Below are 24,700 nucleotides of genomic sequence, written 5' to 3'. Positions count from 1 at the left end.
GTCGTAATGCTCCTTTTTAACATAACTTTCAATATCGAAAGTCGAATTCATGACCAATGGCTAAAGTGGATGAAGGCCAATTTTATGCCAGCCGTTATTGCCACAAAGCTTCCCAAGAGCTGCAAAATTTTAAAATTATTGACCGAAGTAGAAAATGGCGGAAATACCTATACCTTTCAATTTTATTTCGATGAAATGGAAGATTATATGAGTTTTGAGATGAACTATAAAGAACAACTTTTAGACAGACATAATATGCTTTTCAGAGGAAAATACGTATTGTTTAGTTCGTTGCTCGAAGAAGTTTAGAACAACACGCACGCTTTCAACAAAAGCCTTCTGTTGAGCAGAAGGCTTTTGTTTTATGCCTCTTGGATGTTTTAGATTAATTCTGTAAAATTACTTTTAAATCAACCTTCTAAAAAACCAACCGATGAAAAAATTAATTAAAATTGCTTCAGCAATTGTTCTTCTGATTGCCATTATATTTTTTTCCTTTGCTCCTCAATACCTCGACAAGTCAATGAATAAAGTGGTTTTGAGAGAAACTTTTCCGAAAAACAGTTTTTATAATTCTATTTCCTTTATTGCTGATTTACATTGTGATGCCTTACTTTGGGATAGAAACTTCTTGAATCAACACGATTATGGACATGTTGATTTGCCAAGGATGTTACAAGCAAATTTGGCATTTCAGGTTTTCACAATCGTTAGCAAAACGCCGAGAGGCATCAATATCGAAAAAAACGATGACCATACCGACCAAGTTGCATTACTGAATTTTGCCCAATTAAAAGCTCCTGCAAACTGGTTTAGCATTAAAACCCGTGCTTTGAATCAATGTAACGATTTACACGATTTTGCTCAAAATTCAAATGGAAAATTTAGAGTAATTACCAACAAAAAGGAACTACAACAATACATTGATGACCGTCAAAAAAACCATAATTTGGCTGCTGGAATGTTGGGCATTGAAGGTGCTCATTGCTTAGAAACTGAGTTAAATAATTTGGATGAATTTAGCAAAGCTGGCGTTCGATATATTGGATTAACCCATTTTTTTGATAACGAATGGGCGGGTTCGGCTCATGGCATGAAAAAAGAAGGTTTGACTGAAAAAGGCAAACAATTGATAAAAAAAATGACCGACCTTCATATCACAATTGACCTTGCACACGCTTCCCAAAAGACTATCAGTGATGTTTTGAGGTTACATAATGGTCCTGTTTTAGTTTCACATACTAGGGTAAAAGGTGTTTGTGACAATAATCGAAACTTAACCGATGAGCAATTAATTGCCATTGGCAAACACAACGGTTTAGTCGGAATCGGCTTGTGGGAAACTGCCGTTTGCGGCACAGACGCTGCCGCAACAGCAAAAAGTATTCGTTACGTTGCTGATAAAATAGGCGTTGATAAAGTTGGTTTAGGCTCAGATTTTGACGGAGCAATTGGTACGCACTTCGATGTGACAGGTTTACCGCTGATTGTAACTGCCTTACAAAAAGAAGGTTTTACAAAATCAGAAATAGAACAAATTATGGGTGGAAATATCAGAGATTTTTTCTTGAGAAACCTGCCCGATTGACCATTATCTAATTTTTTGTAAAAATAAGCAAAAGGTGTTTCTGAATTTGTCAGAAACACCTTTTGCTTTTATGCTAATCTTAATCATTTAGCTGATTTCTATCATAAATCTACCCGCTCATTTATCATTTTTTTGAAGATAATTGTCATCTATTTTTATGATATAAGATAGCAATAAAATAGCTGTCCTAACAGACAAGTAGATTTCAATAAAACTAAACAAAACACCATGAAAAAGTACATTTTTATCGCCTCAATGCTAGTTTTGGCATCTTGTAAGGATTTTCCGACCTTATCTGTAAATACATCAAACGAAATGACAATCGATGTAAATAAAACAGGTACTCAGTATAGCGGCACGAAATTATTAGACCCAACAACAGATGAAACATTCAATAAATACTTGAAGAAACTCAGCGACATAAATATTTCAAGGGTAACTTACACGATTAGCAACTTTGATGGGCCAAATACTCAAATCGCCAATGCGACATTCGATATTGCAGATAGCAATGGTGGTAATAAAGTAAATCTTGGAAGTTTTAGTAACATCAATCTTGCGTCGATTGAGGACAAAGAAACCGATTTGGTTTATGATTCAAATGCAGCATCAAAATTGGAAAATTTTTTGATTCAAGCTCCAAATAAAGTAACCGTTTATTATAACGGAACAGTCAATCAAGCTCCAGTAAAATTCACTTTAAAGCTGAAGTTTTACTCAAAAATCAAAACTCGACTTATTGGTTCTAACTAGAAGAATATTCATTTGGCGAGCGTAATTTTTTGAAAAATACGTTCGCCAAATATATTTTCATCCAAACAAATTGACAAACTTTGTAGGCATTTCTGTTTCAAAACTTAACTGTTTTCCTGTAATTGGATGCTTAAATGACAAAATCCAAGCATGAAGCCCCAAACGCTTTATTGGGTCTTGTGTTGCTCCATATTTATTATCGCCAACAACTGGATGACCAATATCTTTGGCGTGAACCCTAATCTGATTTTTTCGACCCGTTTCAAGATTTACCTTCAATAAGGAGTAGTTTTTATTGCTTTTTAGGACTTCATAATGCGTAATTGCTTTTTGTCCAACTTCTGAATTTTTGTTTGAATAAACGATTAAAGCTTTACTTTCAACCAAATATGAAATAATTGTATCTTCTTTTTTCTGTACATAACCTTCTACAACAGCCAAATAAGTACGTTCTTCGATGGTTGCATTCCATGATTCTTGTAATAATTTTTGTACTTTTTCACTTTTTGCAAACATCATCAAACCCGATGTTTCACGGTCAAGGCGATGCACCACAAAAATACGATTACTTGGGCTTTGTTTTTTTACATGACCACTCAAAATACTATAAGCAGTATTGTCTTTTTGCTTTTCGGTGGCAATCGAAAGAACGCCTGCTTGCTTTTCGATAACGATAATATACTGGTCTTCAAAAACAATATTTAATCCCCGATATTTTTGTTCTTCAGGTCCTTTTTTCCACTTTACCTCAACAATTTGTTCAGGTTTTAATGGATGGTTGAACTGTGTAATTGGTTTTCCATCAACAAAAATCTGTTTGTCTCTCAACAAAACCTTGACATCATTTCTACTTTTCTGTGTAATTTTGGCCAACAAAAACACCAAAAGTTCAGTTTCTGATGTCACTTTAAATTGGGTAGATTCTGGTTTCGTAACACGATTGGTAGATTGGGGTTTGGTTCTATTATTATTTTCTCTCATTTCAACAGTAATATTTTGCTTAAAATCTCCATTATTTACCCAAAGGTAGGCAGAAAATCTGTTAAAATGATTTCATAAGAGCGTTGATAATGGTTTTAAACCTCATAATAGAACCAAAACAGCTAAAAAAATGTAATATAAATTCAGTAAACAAAAAACGAAATGACAGGTACATTTGAAGAATTAGTTGGGTCTGACGAACCCGTTTTAATAGATTTCACAGCAGAATGGTGCAAACCTTGTAGAAAAATTGATTCAATGCTTAATCAATTAGTCGAAGAATTAGACGACGATGTTTTAGTAATGAAAATTGATGTCGATAAAAATGCTGCCCTTCGTAAAAAATATAAAATTGAAGCAGTACCAACATTAATACTTTTCCAAAAAAGCAAACAACTATGGCGTCATACTGGGCTTATTTCAGTGCCTGAAGTATTGAGAGCTTTCAGAAGCGTTTTGTAGTCTTTCGACTACAAAACAAGCTTTTTTTAATAGAAAAAATCTACGAAATCACAATTTGACTAAAACCTCGATTATTTCTTTCAAGACGAATTTGCGTTGCAATTCGCTCTTTAATCGACTCAACGTGTGAAATAATTCCAATATTTTTTTGAGCTTCTTGCTGTAATTTTTCTAGCGTATTCAGTGCTAAATCTAGCGTTTCTGGGTCGAGCGTACCAAAACCTTCATCAATAAATAAGCTATCAAGTTTAATATTTTTAGAAGCCAAATCCGACAAAGCCAAAGCCAAAGATAAACTTATCATAAAAGTTTCTCCACCCGAAAGCGTCTTTACCGACCGTCGTTCATTGCCCATATAAAGGTCAACAATCATCAATTCATCTTCCTCTTGTTCGCTTGGTTTGTCTAATAAATACCTGTCCGACAAATCGATTAATCGACGATTTGCCAAAGCCATCAATCGAGATAAAGTAAGTCCTTGAGCAAAAGTAGCGAATTTTTTACCATCCGCATTGCCAATATATTTATCTAATAGTTCCCATTTCAAATTGTCTTTTTCTAAGCTTACCAATTGTATTTGCAGTCCATTAATGGCTTCCTTTATTTTAGTCTGAGTTACCAAATTAACCGATATTTGAACTTGTTCTTTTTTAATCTCTTCTTGCTTTGTGATGGTTTCATTTTGTTGGGCTATAATTACATCCAAATCTACGTTGGTATCGTCATTTTCTTGAGCCTTACTTAGTTCTATTTGGTGTTCTTTTATTTGTTCAACTAAAGTCTGAATCGCCAAAAGTAGGGCTTGTTTCTTATCTCTTAATATCTTGGCATTTTCGCTACTTAAAATGGCTAATTGGCAAGTTTTCAAGTCTTCAAATCCAATATTTTTTATTTGATTTTCTAGATTAATTTTCTCGTTTTCATGTATTTTTTGTTTAGGTAAAATTTCCTCTTTAAGTTCAGAAATGATTTTTTTAGAAGACTGAATATTGGCTTGAGTTTTCACAAACCAAGTCTGAATTTCATTATACTCTTTTTCAAAATTAACTCCATTGTACAAGCCTTTTACTTTGATGAGCAGCAATTTACATTCATTTTGCAAAATTTTAGTTGCTACGCAAAGTCGATATAAATGCTGCAAATCTTTGAGTTTTTCGGCCTTGTTTTCAATTCCGTTGAGTGCATTTTGTTGTACTTCAATGGCTTTGATTTGAGCGTCAATAATATCGGTATTCCCTCCTACTTTTTCTAGATTTAAAGTTTGCTTTTTTTCTTCTATTTTATCTTTTATTGTTACGATTTGCTCATTAAAAACCTTTGTTTTTTCAACAGCATTTTTTAGTAAAATTTCTGCTGAAGCCAATTTTGAATTCAGTTCTTGAAAGGCTTCAACCAAGGCTTTTTCTTCCTTTTTGGCTTCGTTTAATTTCAAATCAATTTCAACATAATTATTGGCATAATGGCTCAGAAATGGATGTTCCAATGAGCCACAAAGTGGACAGGGTTCATCTTTTTTCAGTAAAGATTGGCGGTCTTTTTCAAAATTAAATGATTTACCTAAAATCTCTTTTTCAGCTTCAAATTGCTTGATTTTTAGTCCAATTTCCAAAACAAAATTTTGTATTTTTCCAAGTTCTGGTTTCTGATTTTTAATAAAAGCATTTTGTTGATTTTCTTGTTCTTGTTCCTTTTTTATATCATCAGTAATTTTCAGATATTCCCATACAAGCTGTTTTAAATCACTATAATTTCGGATTTCGGTAGCTAAATTTTCTCTTTTGGCTTGTACTTCATCCAAATTATTAATTTTAGCTAATGCATAATTTTCATCCAGCATGGTTTTGTGTCGAACACCAACATTTTTGATATTTTCGATGATATCATCAGTAATTTGTTGGTAATCAAACCGCAACGTTGTCTCAGAAATTTTATTAAGTAATTCGCCAATTTGATTTTCATTAGCCTTTTTAGTTGCACCTTGTCCACTTCTTTGGTTTTCGAGTTCGCTCAGTTTTTCTCTGAAATTTTGGAGTATTTCTAAAGCATTTTCAAAATTAATCGTATTATTCTCTTTCGTCAAAACACCAATTTTAATCAGAATTCTGTTTAGTAAAGCATTATTATCGGCTAAACTTTTTTCTTCATTTATGAAACGCTCTTGAAGGTTTTTTAGGTCTTTTTGTTGACTTTCAAATTGGAATATTTTTGCTTGAAAAGGTTCTGCTTTTTCGTGATTTTGAAGTTTTTTTGCGTCAAAACTTTCAAATTCTTGAAGATTTTGACGTTCTTTTAATAGTTTTCCGTTTTTCTCTAAAATACTTTTCTGAATACTTTGAATCTGATTTTTGATTTCAATTTTGGTTTTTAACACCTGTAATTGACTGTCCAAATCTTTCAGAAACTGCTCAATTTCGGTTTTACGATTGAGCCAAGTTTGCTCTTGTTCGGGGCTACTTAGTTTTCGGTTTTCAGTTTCGATATTGGTGCGTAAATCTTTAAGTATTTGTCCTTTTTCTTTGGCAATTTCAAAGGCTTTTTTTCCTAATTTTCGGTAAATTTGTGTGCCTGTTATGTCTTCAAGAAGTTTTCCTCGTTCGTCCTTTCCTGATTTTAAAAACTTAGCAAATTCACCTTGAGAAAGCAAAATCGACTTGATAAATTGGTCATACGAAAGCCCTATTAAATCTTCATTTCGCTTTGGGACTTCGCTTTTTTTGAGTGGCAATAGTTGCCCAGATTGCAAGTCAGTAATTTCCATTCCGTAATCATTGAGATTTTGATTGCGGTTCATTTCAATCCACCATTTTGACACAAAATTGCCTGATTTACACGAATATTCCACTTCTACGGCACATTCTCGCTCACCTTTGGTTAGAATTGACCCTGCCGAAGCGACAAAATCTTTGGATATTTTTTTGTCAAATCTTGGAATTTGGTTAAAAAGTGCCAGTGTAATGGCATCCAAAAGTGTGGATTTCCCAGCACCTGTTGGGCCAACGATGGCAAAAAGTCCTGCAGAAGCCAACGGATTATCGGTAAAATCAATCCGATGTTCACCTTTGAATGAATTGATATTTTTGAGGTATATTTTATTAATTTTCATCGTCTTGTTCAACCATAAGTAATAATTCGGTGAAGGCTTCCATCATCATTTCTTTGTGTATTTCTGAAAGTGCATTTTCTCGTTCTAAGCGTTTTTGTAGCATTTCTTTTTCTGAAATATCTTCTAGGTTTTGTCCTTCAACGAAAAGTTCTTCGCTACTTTTTACTTCATTTTTGAAACTAATTTTATGTTTTAAAACGATGGCATTTTCATCATCAAAAACACCAATTAAATCATTTAATTCTTTGATAATCAACGGATTAAAATTATCTTCAATTACTTCAACTTCCAGAAATGATTTTAAAGGAGCTTCGTTTTGAAAAGCAATTAATTTTGATTTTACGTTTTCGATTGTTCCCGAAATCAATTTTAATTCTCTAAATTTTGGCACTTGTACTTCGCTTATTTGCTGGATTTTGTTTTCTGAAACTTCAAGAATTATTACAATTTTTTGGTCGTTTTTCTCGCTAAAACTCAACGGGATTGGTGAACCAGAATAACGAATTCGCTCGTTTCCGCCAATGATTTGTGGCCGATGAATATGCCCTAAAGCTACATAATTGAACGTTTTTGAAAAATCATTGCCATCAACCGAAGCCAAATTTCCAATCTGAATTTCTCGTTCCGATTCCGAACTTATTGAGCCATTCGCATACAAATGTCCCATTGCAATTATTGGAACATTAAGGTACTTTTTTTGACAAATTTCAGCCAATTCGTCGTAATGTTTTTTAATTCCCAAACGCACATTTTCAATCCTTGACGTACCACTTTCGCCCTCAATTGCCTGTCTTAAATCAGCATCACGTAGGTACGGAACGGCACAAACCACTAGGTTTTCAAGTGCTACAATTTCGTTTACTATTGGGTTTGTTGCACCGCCAACTACCTTTATATCAAGCAGTTGAAGAATTTCTTTTGGAGCGTCGAGCATCAAAGCCGAGTCGTGATTTCCGCCTGTGACAATGATTTTACATTTGAGTTGAATCATCTGGCGTAAAAACCAATAATACATCGTGCGAGCTTCGATGGGTGGATTTGCCAAGTCGAAAATATCGCCCGAAATGAGTAATAAATCAATGCTTTTTTCTTGAATAAGATTTATCAACCAATCCAAAAACATTTGGTGGTCTTTCGAGAGGTCGTGTTTATGTAGTTTTTTGCCCAAATGCCAATCGGCGGTATGTAGTATTTTCATATTCGTATTTAAACACAACAAAAATGGCACATCCTTTCGAGATATGCCATTTTTTTAAGGTTTTTGTCGCAAAAGAGTTTCTTACGAAACACTTTCTTTCATTGCTTCTTCATCGCCCAAAAAGTTTTTATAAAAATCTTTTCTTAATGCTCTGCTTATTGGTAGCTCTAAATTAGGATATCCAATGATTGAGACTTTATTTTGATTGATATAACTTATCTTTTCACTATTTACGATAAACCGTCGGTGGATTTGTATAAATTTTTCAGAATGAAGTTTTTCCTTAATTGATTTTAGCGAAGTAAGGTGTAGAAATGGTTGTTGCTTAATAAATAGCTTGATATAGTCTGAATAAGACTCAATATAATCTATATCATGGGTATGAAATCTCAGTATTGTTCCTTTATTTTTAAGAACAATTGTTTCACTTTCTCCCTTTTCTTCGTCTAGTTTGATTAATTTCTTTACTTTTTCTACTGATTGTGCAAATCGACGGAAAATAATTGGTTTCTTTAAGTAATCTACAACGTTCAAATCAAAAGCTTTTACTGCATAATTCTCATAGGCTGTGGTCATAATTATATAAGGCATTATCAGTAAATCTGAAATAAAATCAATTCCACTCTTGCCCGGTAAAATTATATCCAAAAATATCAAATCAATTTTTTTTGTACTATTTTTGATATATTCTTCTGCATCCTCCACATTATTAAAAACTCTTAAAACATTAATTTCCTTTCCAAATGATTGACAACACTTCAGAATCGTTTGCTGTGACAGATAATCATCTTCTATTATTATACAATTCATAAGTTACAAGTTTATAGGATAGCATTTTTTCTGAATAATATTTTAGCGAATATCATAATTTAATAAAAAAAAAACATTTAAAGTCGATGAAGTGCAAGCAAAAATCTATCAGTTGAGCAGCTAACCCGATGAAAGACATATTACTCACCTATTTTTTTAATATAAAAAATAAGTAATTGAGCAATAATTAAAATTTATAAATTACTTTTTGAGAGAAGAAACACTATATTAAAATGTTTTTGAAAGGATTCAAGTAAACACTATTTAAGGTATAATGAGTTTCAAAATTATTACATAAATATGTTAACCACAAAAAACAATAATTGTTTCTTGTGGCTGCTATTTTTAATGCTAATTGAGTTATTTAAGATTCATTTATTTTAAAATAGTTGATAAAGGCCTAATTTATTACTTCAGCATGTTAATTTGTATTGCTATTTTACGTTGCATATTATCAAGTTCTTCTTCCGAGAAATGATTTTTAAATTTGTCAGTATCATTCTTTTTTTGTTTCAGAAATTTGTCAATTTCATCTTCAACCATCGTCAAACCAACCATTCTAAAAGAAGGTTTTATGGAATGTAGTTTCTTTTTAGCTTCTATAATTGGGGTTTCATCAATGGTTTTCAGAATTTTTTTAAAATCAGTAAAATATCGTTGTTGAAAAGTATCAAAAACTTCAATTGCATAGTTTTTGTCATTTCCATAAAACTTTGCTAGGAAACTAGCATCTAATTCACCAAAAAAAGGAATGGTTTCATGACTGACATCACTTTTATTATCTTCTGGAAAATAATATGTAATTTTATCATGAAGTTCATTGATCGTAAATGGTTTCTTTACAATATCATCCATACCAAATTTTAGGACATCTCGTTCTATATTTGGCGAAACTACCGCTGTCATGGCAATAATGACAAAAAACTTTTCTTGATTATCAATTCTTAGTCTAGTAGCAGTCTGAAAACCATCAATTCCTGGTAATTGTAAATCTAATAAAACTAAATCAAAATGATTATTGGCAAATTTCACTATGCCTTCTTCGCCTGACTTCGCCATTTCGAACTGAACAGACCACTTATTAAGTACCCTTTCGATGTATTGTTGATTCAGTTCGTTGTCTTCGATTACCAAAATTTTGATATTTCGTAAACTTACAGCATTTGAAAATTTATTGAAGACTTCAACTTGGTTTTTAGACGGTATTACTTTTTCAAAAATGAGTTCAAACGAAAACGTCGAACCTTTTCCTACCAAACTTTCCACTTGTATTTCGCCTCCTTGTAGTTCAATAAGTTTTTTGACGATGCTAAGTCCCAAACCAGTTCCTTGCGATTTGTGCATGTTAACTGATGGAAGTTGTTTGAATTTATCAAAAATTATTTCTTTTTGAGAATTATCAAAGCCAATTCCTGTATCTTGAACGCTTATTTTAACTTTAATTTTTTTCGTATCTAATTCGGTTGTTTTTACGCTTAGAACTACTTTTCCTTCGTTTGTAAATTTTTCTGCATTAGACAATAGATTTGTTATTATTTGCTGCATCAACATACTGTCGCCTGAAAGCAACAAAACTTTTTGACAATCAAAGTCGTATTCTAATTTTACATTTTTCTTGAGAAGGCTATATTCAAAAACCTGAGTTACATTATATAATAACTTATTTAAGTCAAATATTTCATTTTTAATATAAACGTTACCTGTCTCAATTTTTGAGGTATCAAGAATATCTGAAACCAATTTTTGTAAAAATTTGGTTGAAGTATCCAAAACCTCTACATAATCTTTTTGTTCGGTATCAAGTTTACTCAATTTTAATAAATCTCCCATGCCGACAATCGCATTGATTGGTGTTTTTAATTCGTGGGTCATATTGGCTAAAAACAATTGTTCACTTTCTTTGGCTTCAATAGCTATTCTGTTCGCCAATCTTAGATCTTCTTCTAATCTTTTTCTCTCTGTAATATCATAATGTATACCTATTGAGCCAATACTTTTGCCGTTAAATTCAATTACTGGCGTACCCGAAATTAACATCCATACGATAGAACCATCTTTTTTCAATAAAGGCAGTTCATAAGTGCTACTTTCACCACTTTCGCGTTTTTTTTGAGTTTCGGAGAAACTATGAAAATATTCTTTACTTAAAAATACATCATGTGCTTTTTGGCCTATCAATTCTTCTTTTTCGTAACCAACCATTTTACAAAACTTTTCATAGGCATTAACAATAGTATCGTTGTTATCAACTTCTAAAATACCGAGCTCCATGTTTTCAATGATACCTCGATACTTTTCTTCACTTTGCATGATTCTTTCAGTAACTGTAAACTCTTGCGTAATATCTCGATATTTCCAAATATGGCTATATTGGCCATTACTGTTTAAAATTGGATAATAATCTCTTTCGAGAATTTTTCCATTTTTCATTTTCAAAATTTCCGCAATTACATTCGTCTTATTCACAATATTCAAATGAATTTTCTCAATAAACTCTTCTGAAGAAATGAAAACATTTTTCAGCTGCTGTGCAACATTTTCACAATCCGCTCCAACCAAATTTATTGGATCTAAATTCATATCAAAAATATCCAATAAGGCCTTATTCGTTATGAGTAATCGGCGATTTTGGTCTTCCATAATAATCCCTTCTTTCAGGTTTTCGATGAGAATCTTTGACCAGGAATGCGTTAATTCAAGTTGATTAAAAGTATTTCTCTTAATACTTACATCTTTTGCCGTTGCAATAATGAAAAGTGCATCATGAATTTTGGTCAATGAAAAGCTTACTCGAATCCAAATATATTGTCCGTTTGAATTTTTGAAGGGAAACTCAATGTATGGATAAGTCCATTCGTTCTCATTTATGGCTTTTCTAAATATTTCGGCAATAAAACTTGAGTAAGTACGAAAGAGATATAGTTTAGAAAACACATTTATGTTGTGTCCTAACAATTTTTGGATATTCTCTTTCACATAGAGAATGTTTCCGTTTGTGTCAACCACCATAAAAAGGTCTTTAACATTCGCCTTGAGTGTTTCACAGTCAGTAATGAAATCTTTGCTTGATTTTATGCCTAAGCAATGGATTAGGAGACTAAATTTTTTAATAAATTTGGCACGATTATTGAGTAAGCTTGTTGTAAAGTTTTTCATAAATTTTAGAGAAAATTATTTAATGGATACATTTGAAAAAAATCACTCCATAATTACTAAATTTAACCGTTTAATAATAATTAATAAATTGATTGAATAAAGCTACAAAATTGAAATTTGTCTAATGTAACATTGATTAACGTAGTTTTTTGAACCTAAATCTCAAGGAACTCTTTCAAAATCTACGAATAGTATTCAATAATCGGTGAATGGTATTTTTCTTAAAATAATGGCTCTTCTTTCCTAAAAAAATGACTAATTTATTTGCCTTATTTATATCATAATTACCTATTTTAACATAAACCTAGTCAATTATACTCATAAAAAATTATCATTTTAGAACATCAATCTTTCCTATTATTTGGCGGTCTATTTTTAAGACTTAGTTCATTTGTTCTCGTTTATTAATTCCCCTTTTAAACATTTCATTTTAATTAATTTTAAAAAAATAGCCTCTTAAGAAGAAATTTTAAAAACATTTATTTCACCAACAATGTCATTCAAAGATAATCGAATACCATTCATAGAAAACAGATTGAAAACACAACCACTCGACAAGTTTCTTTAGTAAGTTTGAATATCGACAAAATAAATTATCACTAATTTATTAGTTAGTAAGTAAATTCTATTCTAACGACGCTAAAACATGAAACCTATCACTTTACGGCCATTTGAAATTTTACCCAACGAATCTGAGACTTTGTCGAAGTTAAATTTTGCAGAATTGCTCAAAGAAACGTTTGAACTATACAATTCAAACTTAAAAGGTAGTGTTGATTCATTGAAACTTTCACAACAAACAACCTTTCAGAGTAAATATATTGAGAAATTAGAATATTCTTTTAGTGCCATTGAGCAGTATTTCACTAATGTATTTATGCTAAAAGATTTCTGTAAATGTGAGGAATCGAATAAAGAACGAATTTTCACACTCACAGATATTATTAATGAATTACAAACTGATTTACGAGCAGAACTTAATTATAGTCAACCGCTCAATGTAGTTTTTTCATTGGGCACATTATCAGATAAGCAATTTGTTGGGAAGGCTCATTTATTAAGGTTTGCAATCAAGAATGCGTTATATTATTTTATCTTTAGTAAAAGTCAAAAAATCAACTCGGAGCTATTCCTAAAGTTCTCGTTGATTTCATCAGTTGAAAATACAGTAAGAATCGGATTTTGCGTGACCAATAATCAATTTAGTACGAGTCAATACTTTAATGATTCGTTCAAAAATATTGATAATTTTCTCGATGAAAGAAAAGATTCACTTTCAAATATTCAGGAATCAAGTTTAATTTTAATAGATATTTTAACTAACATGATGGGTCAAAATTCATTTATATCGCAGTCAAAAGAAGGAAATAATTTTGCCATAAATATGGTATGTGACTTTCAGGTTTTAGATACAAAAAAAGCAAATATCACTAACCTTATTTCGAATAATAAAAAAGATTATCATGTAAAAGGAAATATCTTGATTGTTGATGATTTACCTATGAATCAGAAGTTTTTATCAGCTATTGTTACTTCTATGGGTTTCAATTCTTTCTTTGCTAATAATGGTCAAGAGGCAGTTGAGTTTTCGGCTTATGAAAAATACGACCTTATTTTTATGGATTTTGAGATGCCAATTCTTAATGGTTTAGATGCAACAACGGCTATCAGAAGTGTAAATTGTATCAACAAAAACACACCCATTATTTTACAATCAGCATCAGTTATTGAAAAAATCATTAAGTCGCCTAGAATGAGTGGTTTTACTGATGTAGTTGAAAAGCCATACAAAACTTTTCAAGTGAAAGATGTAATTTCTAAATACACAAAAAATTTATCTGAGAAACTTATGCAGTCGGTCTTATAAATTTTTTATACGTATATACAATATAGTTATATTAATTTTTATTGACTTAAATCAATTAAAAACATATTTATTTGAAAATAAAGAAGACTTTTAGAAGCAATTTTATAGCATAAATATATTATTCACAGCAAAAATTTCGGTATAAAAGACAGGTTTTATCTGTCTTTTATCTTTTATAATCAGTTAAAATATGAGCAAAAACTTTTAAAAATTGACCATGCAAAGTATTCTCTAGCAAATTTTATTTCATTGTTGAGCAATTAATCGAATATTGAGTGTTACTTATAGCGTTTTTTTCTCTAATTGACAAACTTATCGCTATAAATAATGGAGCTAGTAGAAGCGTTGATGTTAAGGTTTTTCATTCTAAATAATTCTCGTTTAAGTCAGAAAAAAGATGCGTTCTCGTGCGTATTTACGTATTAGCACATTTATATTACTACACTAAATTAATAAAATTCAAAAACTGCTAAAATAACTAAAGTCCATGGTAAAGCATTAATTTTAAGTAAATAACAGTATAATTTCTAGTATAAAAGACAGATTTTATCTGTCTTTTATCTTTTATAATCAGTTAATAACAAGTATTTAAAGTCAAAAAAAATATTGAAATCAACTGTGAAAAGCATGCTTAATTTTAATCAAATAAATTGAATTTTCTTTTATTCAATGGCTATGCAATTCATCGAATATTGAGTGCTACTTATAGAGTTTTTTTGTCTCCAATCTACATCCTTCTTACCTTAGATTATCAAAAATAAATGACGTAAAAATGCCAAAAATTCATACCAAAAACAATTTGGAAATCCAATTTGATGAGGAAGACTTTGATTTAGTTTCAAGCTATAGGTGGAATATTTGTAATTCTAAAGGCAAAAAATACGCCAGAACTACAATCTATCACCCTAAAAAACACGATGTATATTTGCATCATTTAATCATGGGCAAACCCAAACGTGGCCATGCGATTTTGTTTCTTGATGGAGATACACTTAATCTTAAACGTGAAAACCTTGTTCAAATTCCATTTTTCACGAAAAGTCATATTAATGAATGGCATTTAACCAGCAAATCTTCGATATATCGTGGTGTGTACATCAGGCATGGTTTTTATGTTTCAAAGATTACTTACGATGGACTGACGAATTATTTAGGTCAATTTAAAAGCGAAGAAGAAGCCGCTGTTGTTTATGATTTAAAGGCGATAGAATTATACAAAGAATTTGCCGTGACGAATATTGTGCAGAATCCTTTTATACAAAATATAAACCCTAACCCTAACTAAGTTCTAGTAGCTGTTGTTTTTGAATTACTGAGTTTGAAATAAATATTTCGAATTGGGTAAAGTGTGTTTAAAGGTTGGTTGATGCTATCATCCAGCCTTTTTTTACGATAATCAAAATCAATAAAACCTAATTTTTGACTATTCAACGATTAATAAATACATTTCGTAGAAAAAAAAATTGGGCAATGCCATTATTTGGTAAGTTTGTTACAATCTAGGTAAAACTAGTTTTCATGGCTATTATAGTATAGGATGAATGGCTTTTTCATCCTATCTTTTTTTTCCTTAAACAATAAAAAAACCATTCCGAATTATCGAAATAGCTTCTATCAAAAATACTACAGTTACATTATTTTCTTTCAATCGAAAGAATTTTGAATTCGGTTCGGCGGTTACGCTGATGCTCAGCTTCGGTACATTGCATCCCATCACCACAACCATTTACAGGTTCTGATTCCCCTTTACCAACGCCCCTCATTCGGTTTTTTGCTACGCCTTTTTGTGCCAAGAAATCTACTACTTCGTTAGCTCGGCGTTGCGATAAACTTAGGTTATCAAGTGCGTTGCCTCTTGTATCGGTGTGTGAACGAATTTCGATAATCATATTGGGGTTTTTCTGCATCGTTAGCACTAATTTTTCAAGCTCCCTTGCAGCATCTTTCCTTATCTTATAACTTTCCGAATCATAGTAAATATTATCCAACTTAACCACATCACCAACTTTATAGAGCTTAGTATCAAACAATGACCCAGTGTTGATGACAGGCGTTTTCTTGCGAAAAATATTAATTATGCTTCGTTTTTCTTCAACTTTGGCTACTAATTCGGTTGATTTTCCAAAATTTTCTTTGAATGATTCCAAGATATAGTCACAGTTCAGTTCACGTTTAAATTCATACGAACCATCTGCTCCCGTAGTCATTTCTTGTGTAACTCCTGTACATTGGTTAGTAAACTTGATTAGAACGCCAGCAATTGGGGTACTGTCTTTTCCTGCCGTAACGATACCTCTAAAAATAGTTGAAACAGCATTTCCATTGCGTCGTGAGACCAAAACATCCGCTTCTTTCTGGGTTTCGACGACTTTGTTTTTCTTGTTTTTATCAACAACAATTATTTCTTTTTTTAGGTAAATATCTAATTTCGAGGACTCATAATCTGAAGCTTCTTTGTTTGAAAAATTCACCGTTTCAGGTTGATAACCATTTTGTTTGACCAAAAAATTAAAATCATTATCGGCTTCCAAACAAAGTTTTATTGTTCCCAAATTACTGGTAATGGCACTTTCACGAGAAGATGTATTTCCTTTGATTTCGTATTCAAATCTAATGCGGTCAAAAGGTTTTTTGGTTTCGTTGTCATAGATATTTACCACCAATTCTCGACAACCATAAAGCGTACCTAATCGAGTGAATTTATAAATATCATCATCTGTTCCACCACGTTTTCTGTTGCTACTGATGAATCCTGTTTGGCGTTCGCTGTCAGTTATGATGCCAAAATCGTCTTTGTTTGAATTAAGTGGAGCTCCAATATTACGAACTTTACCACTTGGCATAGCCGTTGCGGTATTCATAGGGATAAAGAAAATATCCAAATCTCCTAGTCCAGGATGACCATCGGACGAAAAATAGAGATTTCCTCGTTCATCGATAAATGGAAACATTTCATTGCCACGTGTATTAACAGTTCCGCCCAAATTTTGTGGTTTAGTCCATTGCCCATTGTTGTAGCGAGTCATCCAAATATCAGTACCGCCATATCCTCCTGGCATATCAGACACAAAATACATTATTTTATCATCAATGGTTAGCGTCGGATGCCCGCACGAATAATCATTGCTATTAAAAGGGATTTCTTTGATTTTTCGCCAATCATTGTCTTCATATTCAGCGATATAAAGTTTTAGTCGATTGATTGCAGCATTATTTTTTTTTCCAAAAATTCCTCCACCACCACTTTGACTATTGCGAGTAAAGACAATTTTTGACCCATCATGAAAAAAGGCACATGGCCCTTCATGGTATTTTGAATTGATTGATTTGCTAAATTTTTCGGTCGGAATAGTTGGATTTTCTTCGTAGTCTAAATCTTTACTGCCTGTGATATATTCATTGCCTTTACGACCGACTGTTTTGGTATCGTTGGCGGTCGGCGGTGTATAATAGTCATTGCCGAGTTTTTTGGATGTTGATGGCGTTTTTGCTGCTGATTGCGAACTAGAGCCAATGGCAGAAGCTCCGCCATTATCAGTACCAAGTGCTTTTAAATCATCGAGATAAAATAAATCAAGAAAAGAAGACGCATCCCAATTAAAAACTCTTCTGATGGCCGAATTTGCACTTCTTCCTGAAACAAAAACTAAACCTTTTTTATAATAAACGGGACTAAAATCGGCACTACTCGAATTGATTCCAACATATTCGATTTTATAACTTCCTGCATTTCGTTCTAAAGCTTCACGGTTACTATTGAGTTTTATAAATTCAACCCCACGTTTATCTTGTTCTTGTAATTCGTTAAATTTTTGCCAGTAAATATTCGCTTCGGGGTATTTTCCGTTACTTGATAAAACTTGAGCAAAATGACGATAAGCTTTAATATCATCACCTTTTAAGATTGGGTTTGCACTCAACACATCTCGAAAAGCTCTTTCGGCATTAGCATAATCTTTCACCAATTTATAACTCAGAGCGAGATTAATTTTTGCTTTTACTATTTCGTCATCGGTTGCTCCCTTCGTTTTTTTCAAGGCAGATTCATACAGCTCAATTGCTTTTGCGTACCCTAAAGTCTCAAACTGAGTGTTTGCTTTTTGAAACACTTTTGAGGGATTTTGGGCAAATAAAACAAAATTAGCTGTTGCGAGATAAATAAATATGATGAATCTCTTTAATAGCATTTTCACTGAATAGCTGCTTCTTGATATAAATAATAACGAACGATTTACAAAAATCATGCCTTTAACGATTAAGATTGTACGGGGCGAATAGATTTTAAGTAAAAGATAGCTTTGAACTCACATTATTGAGCTATTTAAAAGGTTATTAATAAGAAAAGTGCCACTTTTCATTGCGTTTTAAACGCTTTGAGCAGTGGCACTTAGTGAACGTTTTGTTTTAAGAATTATCTCGCAAGTGTGAGATAATTAACAAGATGTACTCGTTTTCCGTCTAATTCGTAATCGAGTGCATAATAGTAAGTACCATCTGGCACACCATCCGAACCGAATCGAATACCTTGATTTGAGGTTCCATCCCAACCTTTGGCTTTATCGGTCAAGATTCCTTCTTTATCTTTGAAGACAACGTGTCCCCATCTGTTATAAATATCACAAGTAATCAATTTAGCACCTGCTGGTAGTTTAATGATAAAGTTATCATTTTTACCATCACCGTTTGGCGAGAATGCTTCTGGAATGATAAGTTCATCGGTCAAAGGTAACGTTATCGGCGTTGGAGTCGATTCGTTAATTTTGATTTCAGTGCCTGCATTTGATATATCAGTTACAATTTTGCCACTGCCAATTGCTTTTGCATAAGCGTTGTTATTGTATGGCCCTTTGTAACCATTGTGATAAACTTTTACAGTAAAGAATAATGAATCTAATTGATTTATTTCCAATTTACTTGTTGAATCTGCGATTAAGAGATTTACATCATCTTTTCCATCAAAGTTTGGATTCAATTTCAAGGTACTGTTACTTCCTATTGTTGAACCAACAACTTTGTATGATACGCTGTCTGCAAATGTTTTGGTTAAACTATCTGAAACTTGAACATTTGTCAACTTAGCATTACCAAAGTTTTTCACTAAAGCTAGGTAAGTTACATTGTAAGATGTTTCATCAATTTTTGCCGAATCAGCTACTGACAATGCGATACCGATGGCTGGAGTATTTGGTGTAATATCAATTTTAAACTCAATTGGCGTTGGTTGATCGTTGTTTGTTGGGTCACCGTCACCATCTGGGTCAGCAATTACGCCATCCGTTGATTGGTCTGTTTTACCGTTCGATATAACCTGAGCAATATTAAAGAAGTTAGTAACTGTGGCATCTTTCAAATCTACTTTTACTGTAAATTTCAATGCTAATTTTTGTCCTTTCTTAATGCTACTCAATGAATCAACAAGCAATTCAGTATTTGAGCCACGACCTGTAAATTTCGGATTTACTACTAATCCTGCATCTGCTACAACTTTGATTGTATCGTTTAGGATTTTTGCTCCATTACCAAATGCACGGTTAAGGTCATCTTTTACTTGAATTTTGCTTACATCTTCACCACCTAAGTTTGTGACATAAATTACGAATGGTACATTGTAAATTTTGTCGCTCACTAAAACAGGTGTTTCGCTTACTTTGCTCAAACCAATTAACTTACCAGAAGCTGGGTCATTGATGATTGCTTCGCTTGAGTTATTCGACAATACGGTGTCGCTTTCTTTTACTCTGAATAACTCTGCTTTGTTTACAATTTTACCAACGCTTGTTACTTTCGTTTTGTAAGTAAATGTTGTACTATCGCCTTTTTTCAAGGAATCAATTTTCATTGAAATAATACCATTGGCGAAAGTTCCGTTGTTACTTACACTTTCAAAAGTTAATCCACTTGGAAGAATATCTCTTACTTCGATACCCGATGCGGTAATTGTTCCTACGTTTTTCACCACAACTTTATAATCCAGCGATTCATTCAGTGCAACGATTTTTGCCGAAGCTACTTTCTTGATTGCAATATCAACTTCTGGATTTGATGGTGTTACGCCGCCTTCACAAACCGTGATTGCCACTTTTACAGATGCACCATCGCAGTAACAACCTACTGTGCTACGTTCAAATACGTAGTAAGTTCCTGCTCCAACTGCTCCTGGGTTAGTTACAAGTGGCGAGTTTGGTGAACTCGTGGTATGGAATTCAAACTGACCGCCAACTGTTGATGGTTCGCTTAGAATTGCTGTGTTAAGGTCGGCTGTATTGAATGGACAAACATTCTTGATTTCGGCTACTACTTTCGGAGCATCTACTTTCTTACCAACTGTCACCACAATTTCGTTCGATTTCTCGCTTTCGCATTTACCTCCAACAGATTTACAAATGGCTGTATAAGTTGATTTTTCAATTTGAGGTGAAACATTGATTACTGCTGTTGTTTCTCCATTCGACCAAACGATTTTTCCTGTACAACCTGATGCTGTTAAAGTTGCTGTACCACCGTAACAAATCACACTATTTTTACAAGAAATGAATGGTTTGTTTGGTGTTCCAACGGCTATTTCGATATGTTCAGCATTTAGACTTTCACAATCACCTATTTTACATTTTGCAGTATAAGTGCTTGTTCCGTCTGGTGTAACTGTGATTGTACTACCTGTACTTCCATTCGACCAAACGATTGTGCCTTCACATCCTGAAGCTTTGATTGTTACAGATTCTCCTGCACAAACTAATTCAGTGCTACAAGCAAGAATTGGTGTTTCAACACTTCCGACTTTCACAGCTACTTGATTTGATAATGGACTCGAACAAGTGCTTGAGACATTACAAACTGCTGAGTAGGTTGATGTTGCCGTTGGTTTTACTGTTACAGAAGTACCCGTTTGACCAGTTGACCAAACTACTGTGCCAGTGATACAACCAGTCGCTGTTAATGTCACATTTTCTGCTTTACAGATAATTGCTTTAGAAGCAGTTATCACTGGAGCTGTTACGTTACAATCATCTCCACAATTTGCTTTTGCTTTGATTATAACAGGCGTTGATGTTGTACTTGTTCCACAATCATTTTTACATGTTGCTGTATAAGTACCGACTGTTGTTACAGCTAAAGTAGTACCTGTTGCTCCTGTACTCCATGTGATGGTTCCAGAACAACCTGCTGCTGTCAATACTGCTGATTCATTTGTACAAATTTCAGCTTTACTACTTGTTACAGTTGGTGCTGATGGATTACCACCTGTCGTTATTATGACTGCATTTGAGTTACCACTTGTTCCACAATCATTTTTACAGATTGCTGTGTAAGTTCCTGCTGTTGTTACTGACAAGGTACTACCTGTTGCTCCTGTACTCCATGTGATGGTTCCTGAACAGTTCGATGCCGTTAATTTTGCCGTTTCTGTTCCACATAAACTTGTTTTATCTGCAACTACAGTTGGTGCTGTTGGGTTACCGCCTATCGTAATTGTTATCACTGACGATGCTGGACTTGTTCCGCAATCATTTTTACATGTTGCTGTATAAGTTCCTGCCGTTGTTACTGACAATGTGCTACCTGTTGCTCCTGTACTCCATGTGATGGTTGCAGAACAATTTGATGCTGTCAATGTTGCAGTTTCTGTTCCACATAAACTTGTTTTGTTGGTAACCACCGTTGGTGCTGATGGAGTTATACAACCACAATCTGCTTTTGCTTTGATTATAACAGGCGTTGATGTTGTACTTGTTCCACAATCATTTTTACAAGTTGCTGTATAAGTTCCTACTGTTGTTACAGTTAGAGTACTGCCTGTTGCTCCTGTACTCCAAGTGATGATTCCTGAACAACCTGCTGCTGTTAATATTGCTGATTCATTCGTACAAATTTCAGTTTTACTACTTGTTACAGTTGGTGCTGATGGATTGCCTCCTGTCGTTATTGTAACTTTTTCAGATGAAAGACTTGTTCCACAATCATTTTTACAAATAGCTGAATAAGTTCCTGCTGTTGTTACTGACAATGTGCTACCTGTTGCTCCAGTACTCCAAGTGATTGTTCCTGAACAATTCGATGCCGTTAATTTTGCAGCTTCTGTTCCACATAAACTTGTTTTATCTGCAACTACAGTTGGTGCTGTTGGATTACCGCCTGTCGTAATTGTAAGTGCATTTGAGTTGCCACTTGTACCACAACTATTTACACATTTTGCGGTATATGTTCCTGCTCCTACTTGAATACTTGTGCCTGTTGCAGCATTACTCCAAGTAATTGTTCCGCTACATTCGGTTGCAATCAATGTTGCTTTTTCTGTTCCGCAAACACCTATTTTATTTGATGAAATCATAGGTGCAGCAGGTAAAGTTCCCGATTTGATTACAACACCTTGGCTTGCATTACTTTCGCCGCAAACATTTTTACAAGTGACTGAATAAGTTCCTGCAGTGCTTACTAATAAACTTGTACCTGTTGAACCAGTACTCCAAGTGACTGTACCTAAACAGCCTGAAGCGGTTAAAGTAGCTTTTTCTGTTCCACAAATACTTGTAGTATTAGTTGTTACAGTTGGTACTGAAGGTAATTCTGTTTTCTTAATAATTACTGCATTGCTGTTTCCACTTTCGCCACAACTATTAACACATTTGGCAGTATATGTTCCTGCAACACTTACTGTGATACTTGTGCCTGTTGAGGTGTTGCTCCATTTAATTGTTCCTGCACAGCCAGATGCGGTTAATGTTGCTATTTCTGAACCACAAAGGTCAACTTTGTTTGTACTAATAACTGGTGCGGTTGGCGGTGTACCTATTGTAATAATTACTTGATTTGATGCAACGCTTTCACCACAACCAACTCCTGTACATTTTGCAGTATATGTTCCCGCAGAGTTTACAGTAATACTTGTTCCTGTTGATGCATTGCTCCAAACAATAATTCCTGTACAGCCTGTTGCACTTAATGTCGCAGTCTCTGTTCCACACAAACTAGTTTTATTTGTACTAATTGATGGCGGATTTGAGCTAGTGCCTGTCGTGATTACTACTGAATTGCTGTTGCCACTCTCGCCACAACTATTCATACAACTTGCTGTGTATGTGCCTGCGGTGCTTACCGTGATGCTTGTGCCTGTCGAAGTATTACTCCACTTAACTGTCCCTGCACATCCTGTTGCACTCAAGGTCGCTGTCTCGCCATTACACAAACTGTTCTTGTTGCTGCTGATAACTGGGGCCGCTGGACTGCTGCCTGTCGTGATTACTACTGAATTGCTGTTGCCACTCTCGCCACAACTATTCATACAACTTGCTGTGTATGTGCCTGATGTACTTACTGTGATGCTTGTACCTGTTGAAGTATTACTCCACTTAACTGTGCCTGCACATCCTGTTGCACTCAAGGTCGCACTTTCTCCATTACACAAACTATTCTTGTTGCTGCTGATAACTGGGGCCGCTGGACTGCTACCTGTTGTGATCACTACTGAATTGCTGTTGCCACTCTCGCCACAACTATTCAAACAACTTGCTGTATATGTGCCTGCGGTGCTTACCGTGATGCTTGTGCCTGTCGAAGTATTACTCCACTTAACTGTCCCTGCACATCCTGTTGCACTCAAGGTCGCACTTTCTCCATTACACAAGCTATTCTTGTTGCTGCTGATAACTGGGGCTGCTGGACTGTTGCCTGTCGTGATCACTACTGAATTACTGTTGCCACTTTCGCCACAACTATTCATACAACTTGCTGTGTATGTGCCTGATGTACTTACCGTGATGCTTGTACCTGTTGAGGTGTTGCTCCACTTAACTGTACCTGCACATCCTGTCGCACTTAAGGTCGCTGTCTCGCCATTACACAAGCTATTCTTGTTGCTGCTAATAACTGGGGCTGCTGGACTGCTACCTGTCGTGATCACTACTGAATTGCTGTTGCCACTCTCGCCACAACTATTCATACAACTTGCTGTGTATGTGCCTGCTACACTTACTGTGATGCTTGTACCTGTTGAAGTATTACTCCACTTAACTGTCCCTGCACATCCTGTTGCACTCAAGGTCGCTGTCTCGCCATTACACAAGCTATTCTTGTTGCTGCTGATAACTGGGGCCGCTGGGCTGTTGCCTGTCGTGATCACTACTGAATTGCTGTTGCCACTTTCGCCACAACTATTCATACAACTTGCTGTGTATGTGCCTGCGGTGCTTACTGTGATGCTTGTACCTGTCGAAGTATTGCTCCACTTAACTGTGCCATTGCAACCTGTTGCACTCAACGTCGCTGTCTCGCCATTACACAAGCTGTTCTTGTTGCTGCTGATAACTGGGGCTGCTGGGCTGTTGCCTGTCGTGATCACTACTGAATTGCTGTTGCCACTCTCGCCACAATTATTCATACAACTTGCTGTATATGTGCCTGCTACACTTACTGTGATGCTTGTACCTGTTGAAGTATTACTCCACTTAACCGTTCCTGCACATCCTGTAGCACTTAATGTCGCTATCTCGCCATTACACAAGCTATTCTTGTTGCTGCTGATAACTGGGGCTGCTGGACTGCTACCTGTCGTGATTACTACTGAATTGCTGTTGCCACTCTCGCCACAACTATTCAAACAACTTGCTGTGTATGTGCCTGATGTACTTACTGTGATGCTTGTACCTGTTGAGGTGTTGCTCCACTTAACTGTACCTGCACATCCTGTCGCACTTAAGGTCGCTGTCTCGCCATTACACAAGCTGTTCTTGTTGCTGCTAATAACTGGGGCTGCTGGACTGCTACCTGTCGTGATTACTACTGAAT

The 24,700-nt window shown here is 34.4% G+C and carries 13 protein-coding genes; 6 read left to right on the top strand and 7 right to left on the bottom strand.

Going from position 1 to position 24,700, the window contains the following annotated elements:
* The first annotated feature begins 6 nt into the window (after positions 1-6).
* The 3 genes from MJQ71_RS00065 (at position 7) to MJQ71_RS00055 (ending at position 2,341) form a co-directional block, all read left to right on the top strand.
* On the top strand, positions 7-309 hold the full coding sequence (locus MJQ71_RS00065) for a DUF4286 family protein (RefSeq protein WP_238803672.1): 303 nt from the start codon (positions 7-9) through the stop codon (positions 307-309).
* A gap of 124 nt (positions 310-433) precedes the next feature.
* Positions 434-1,588 carry a dipeptidase gene (locus MJQ71_RS00060; protein WP_238803671.1) on the top strand — a complete coding sequence of 385 codons (1,155 nt, stop codon included), beginning with the start codon at positions 434-436 and terminating at the stop codon, positions 1,586-1,588.
* A gap of 228 nt (positions 1,589-1,816) precedes the next feature.
* On the top strand, positions 1,817-2,341 hold the full coding sequence (locus tag MJQ71_RS00055) for a hypothetical protein (RefSeq protein WP_238803670.1): 525 nt from the start codon (positions 1,817-1,819) through the stop codon (positions 2,339-2,341).
* 57 nt (positions 2,342-2,398) lie between these two features.
* Here MJQ71_RS00055 and MJQ71_RS00050 read toward each other — a convergent pair whose 3' ends face one another.
* On the bottom strand, positions 2,399-3,322 hold the full coding sequence (locus MJQ71_RS00050; protein WP_238803669.1) for an RluA family pseudouridine synthase: 924 nt from the start codon (positions 3,320-3,322) through the stop codon (positions 2,399-2,401).
* A 162-nt stretch (positions 3,323-3,484) separates the two neighbouring features.
* Between MJQ71_RS00050 and MJQ71_RS00045 the strand changes: the two genes are divergently transcribed.
* Positions 3,485-3,784, top strand: coding sequence for a thioredoxin family protein (locus MJQ71_RS00045; protein ID WP_238803668.1), 300 nt, complete (start codon positions 3,485-3,487; stop codon positions 3,782-3,784).
* 40 nt (positions 3,785-3,824) lie between these two features.
* On the opposite strand, the gene MJQ71_RS00040 is transcribed toward MJQ71_RS00045, so the two are convergent.
* The 4 genes from MJQ71_RS00040 to MJQ71_RS00025 all read right to left on the bottom strand — a co-directional run bounded on the left by MJQ71_RS00040 (position 3,825) and on the right by MJQ71_RS00025 (position 12,051).
* On the bottom strand, positions 3,825-6,887 hold the full coding sequence (locus MJQ71_RS00040; protein WP_238803667.1) for an AAA family ATPase: 3,063 nt from the start codon (positions 6,885-6,887) through the stop codon (positions 3,825-3,827).
* On the bottom strand, positions 6,877-8,085 hold the full coding sequence (gene sbcD, locus MJQ71_RS00035; protein ID WP_238803666.1) for an exonuclease subunit SbcD: 1,209 nt from the start codon (positions 8,083-8,085) through the stop codon (positions 6,877-6,879). Before sbcD ends, MJQ71_RS00040 begins: the two co-directional genes overlap by 11 nt.
* Positions 8,086-8,166: 81 nt before the next feature.
* Positions 8,167-8,895, bottom strand: a complete 729-nt coding sequence (locus MJQ71_RS00030; RefSeq protein ID WP_238803665.1) for a LytR/AlgR family response regulator transcription factor — start codon at positions 8,893-8,895, stop codon at positions 8,167-8,169.
* 408 nt (positions 8,896-9,303) lie between these two features.
* Positions 9,304-12,051, bottom strand: a complete 2,748-nt coding sequence (locus MJQ71_RS00025) for a PAS domain S-box protein (protein WP_238803664.1) — start codon at positions 12,049-12,051, stop codon at positions 9,304-9,306.
* Between the two features lie 646 nt (positions 12,052-12,697).
* On the opposite strand from MJQ71_RS00025, the gene MJQ71_RS00020 reads away from it, so the two are divergent.
* Together MJQ71_RS00020 and MJQ71_RS00015 are read left to right on the top strand one after the other, a co-directional pair.
* Complete coding sequence (locus tag MJQ71_RS00020; protein ID WP_238803663.1) at positions 12,698-13,918, top strand: response regulator; 1,221 nt, start codon at positions 12,698-12,700, stop codon at positions 13,916-13,918.
* A gap of 772 nt (positions 13,919-14,690) precedes the next feature.
* Positions 14,691-15,203, top strand: coding sequence for an AP2/ERF family transcription factor (locus tag MJQ71_RS00015; protein ID WP_238803662.1), 513 nt, complete (start codon positions 14,691-14,693; stop codon positions 15,201-15,203).
* A gap of 349 nt (positions 15,204-15,552) precedes the next feature.
* Here the strand turns inward: MJQ71_RS00015 and MJQ71_RS00010 are convergent, their stop codons facing one another.
* On the bottom strand, positions 15,553-18,027 hold the full coding sequence (locus MJQ71_RS00010; RefSeq protein ID WP_238803661.1) for an OmpA family protein: 2,475 nt from the start codon (positions 18,025-18,027) through the stop codon (positions 15,553-15,555).
* Between the two features lie 302 nt (positions 18,028-18,329).
* On the bottom strand, positions 18,330-24,700 hold a 6,371-nt coding region (locus MJQ71_RS00005; RefSeq protein WP_238803660.1), incomplete at its 5' end, for a T9SS type B sorting domain-containing protein.

The organism is Emticicia aquatica, assembly GCF_923079645.1.
Classification (GTDB): Bacteria; Bacteroidota; Bacteroidia; order Cytophagales; family Spirosomataceae; genus Emticicia; species Emticicia aquatica.
Note: the sequence above shows the minus strand (reverse complement) of the source record. Positions and strands in the feature narration are given on the sequence as shown.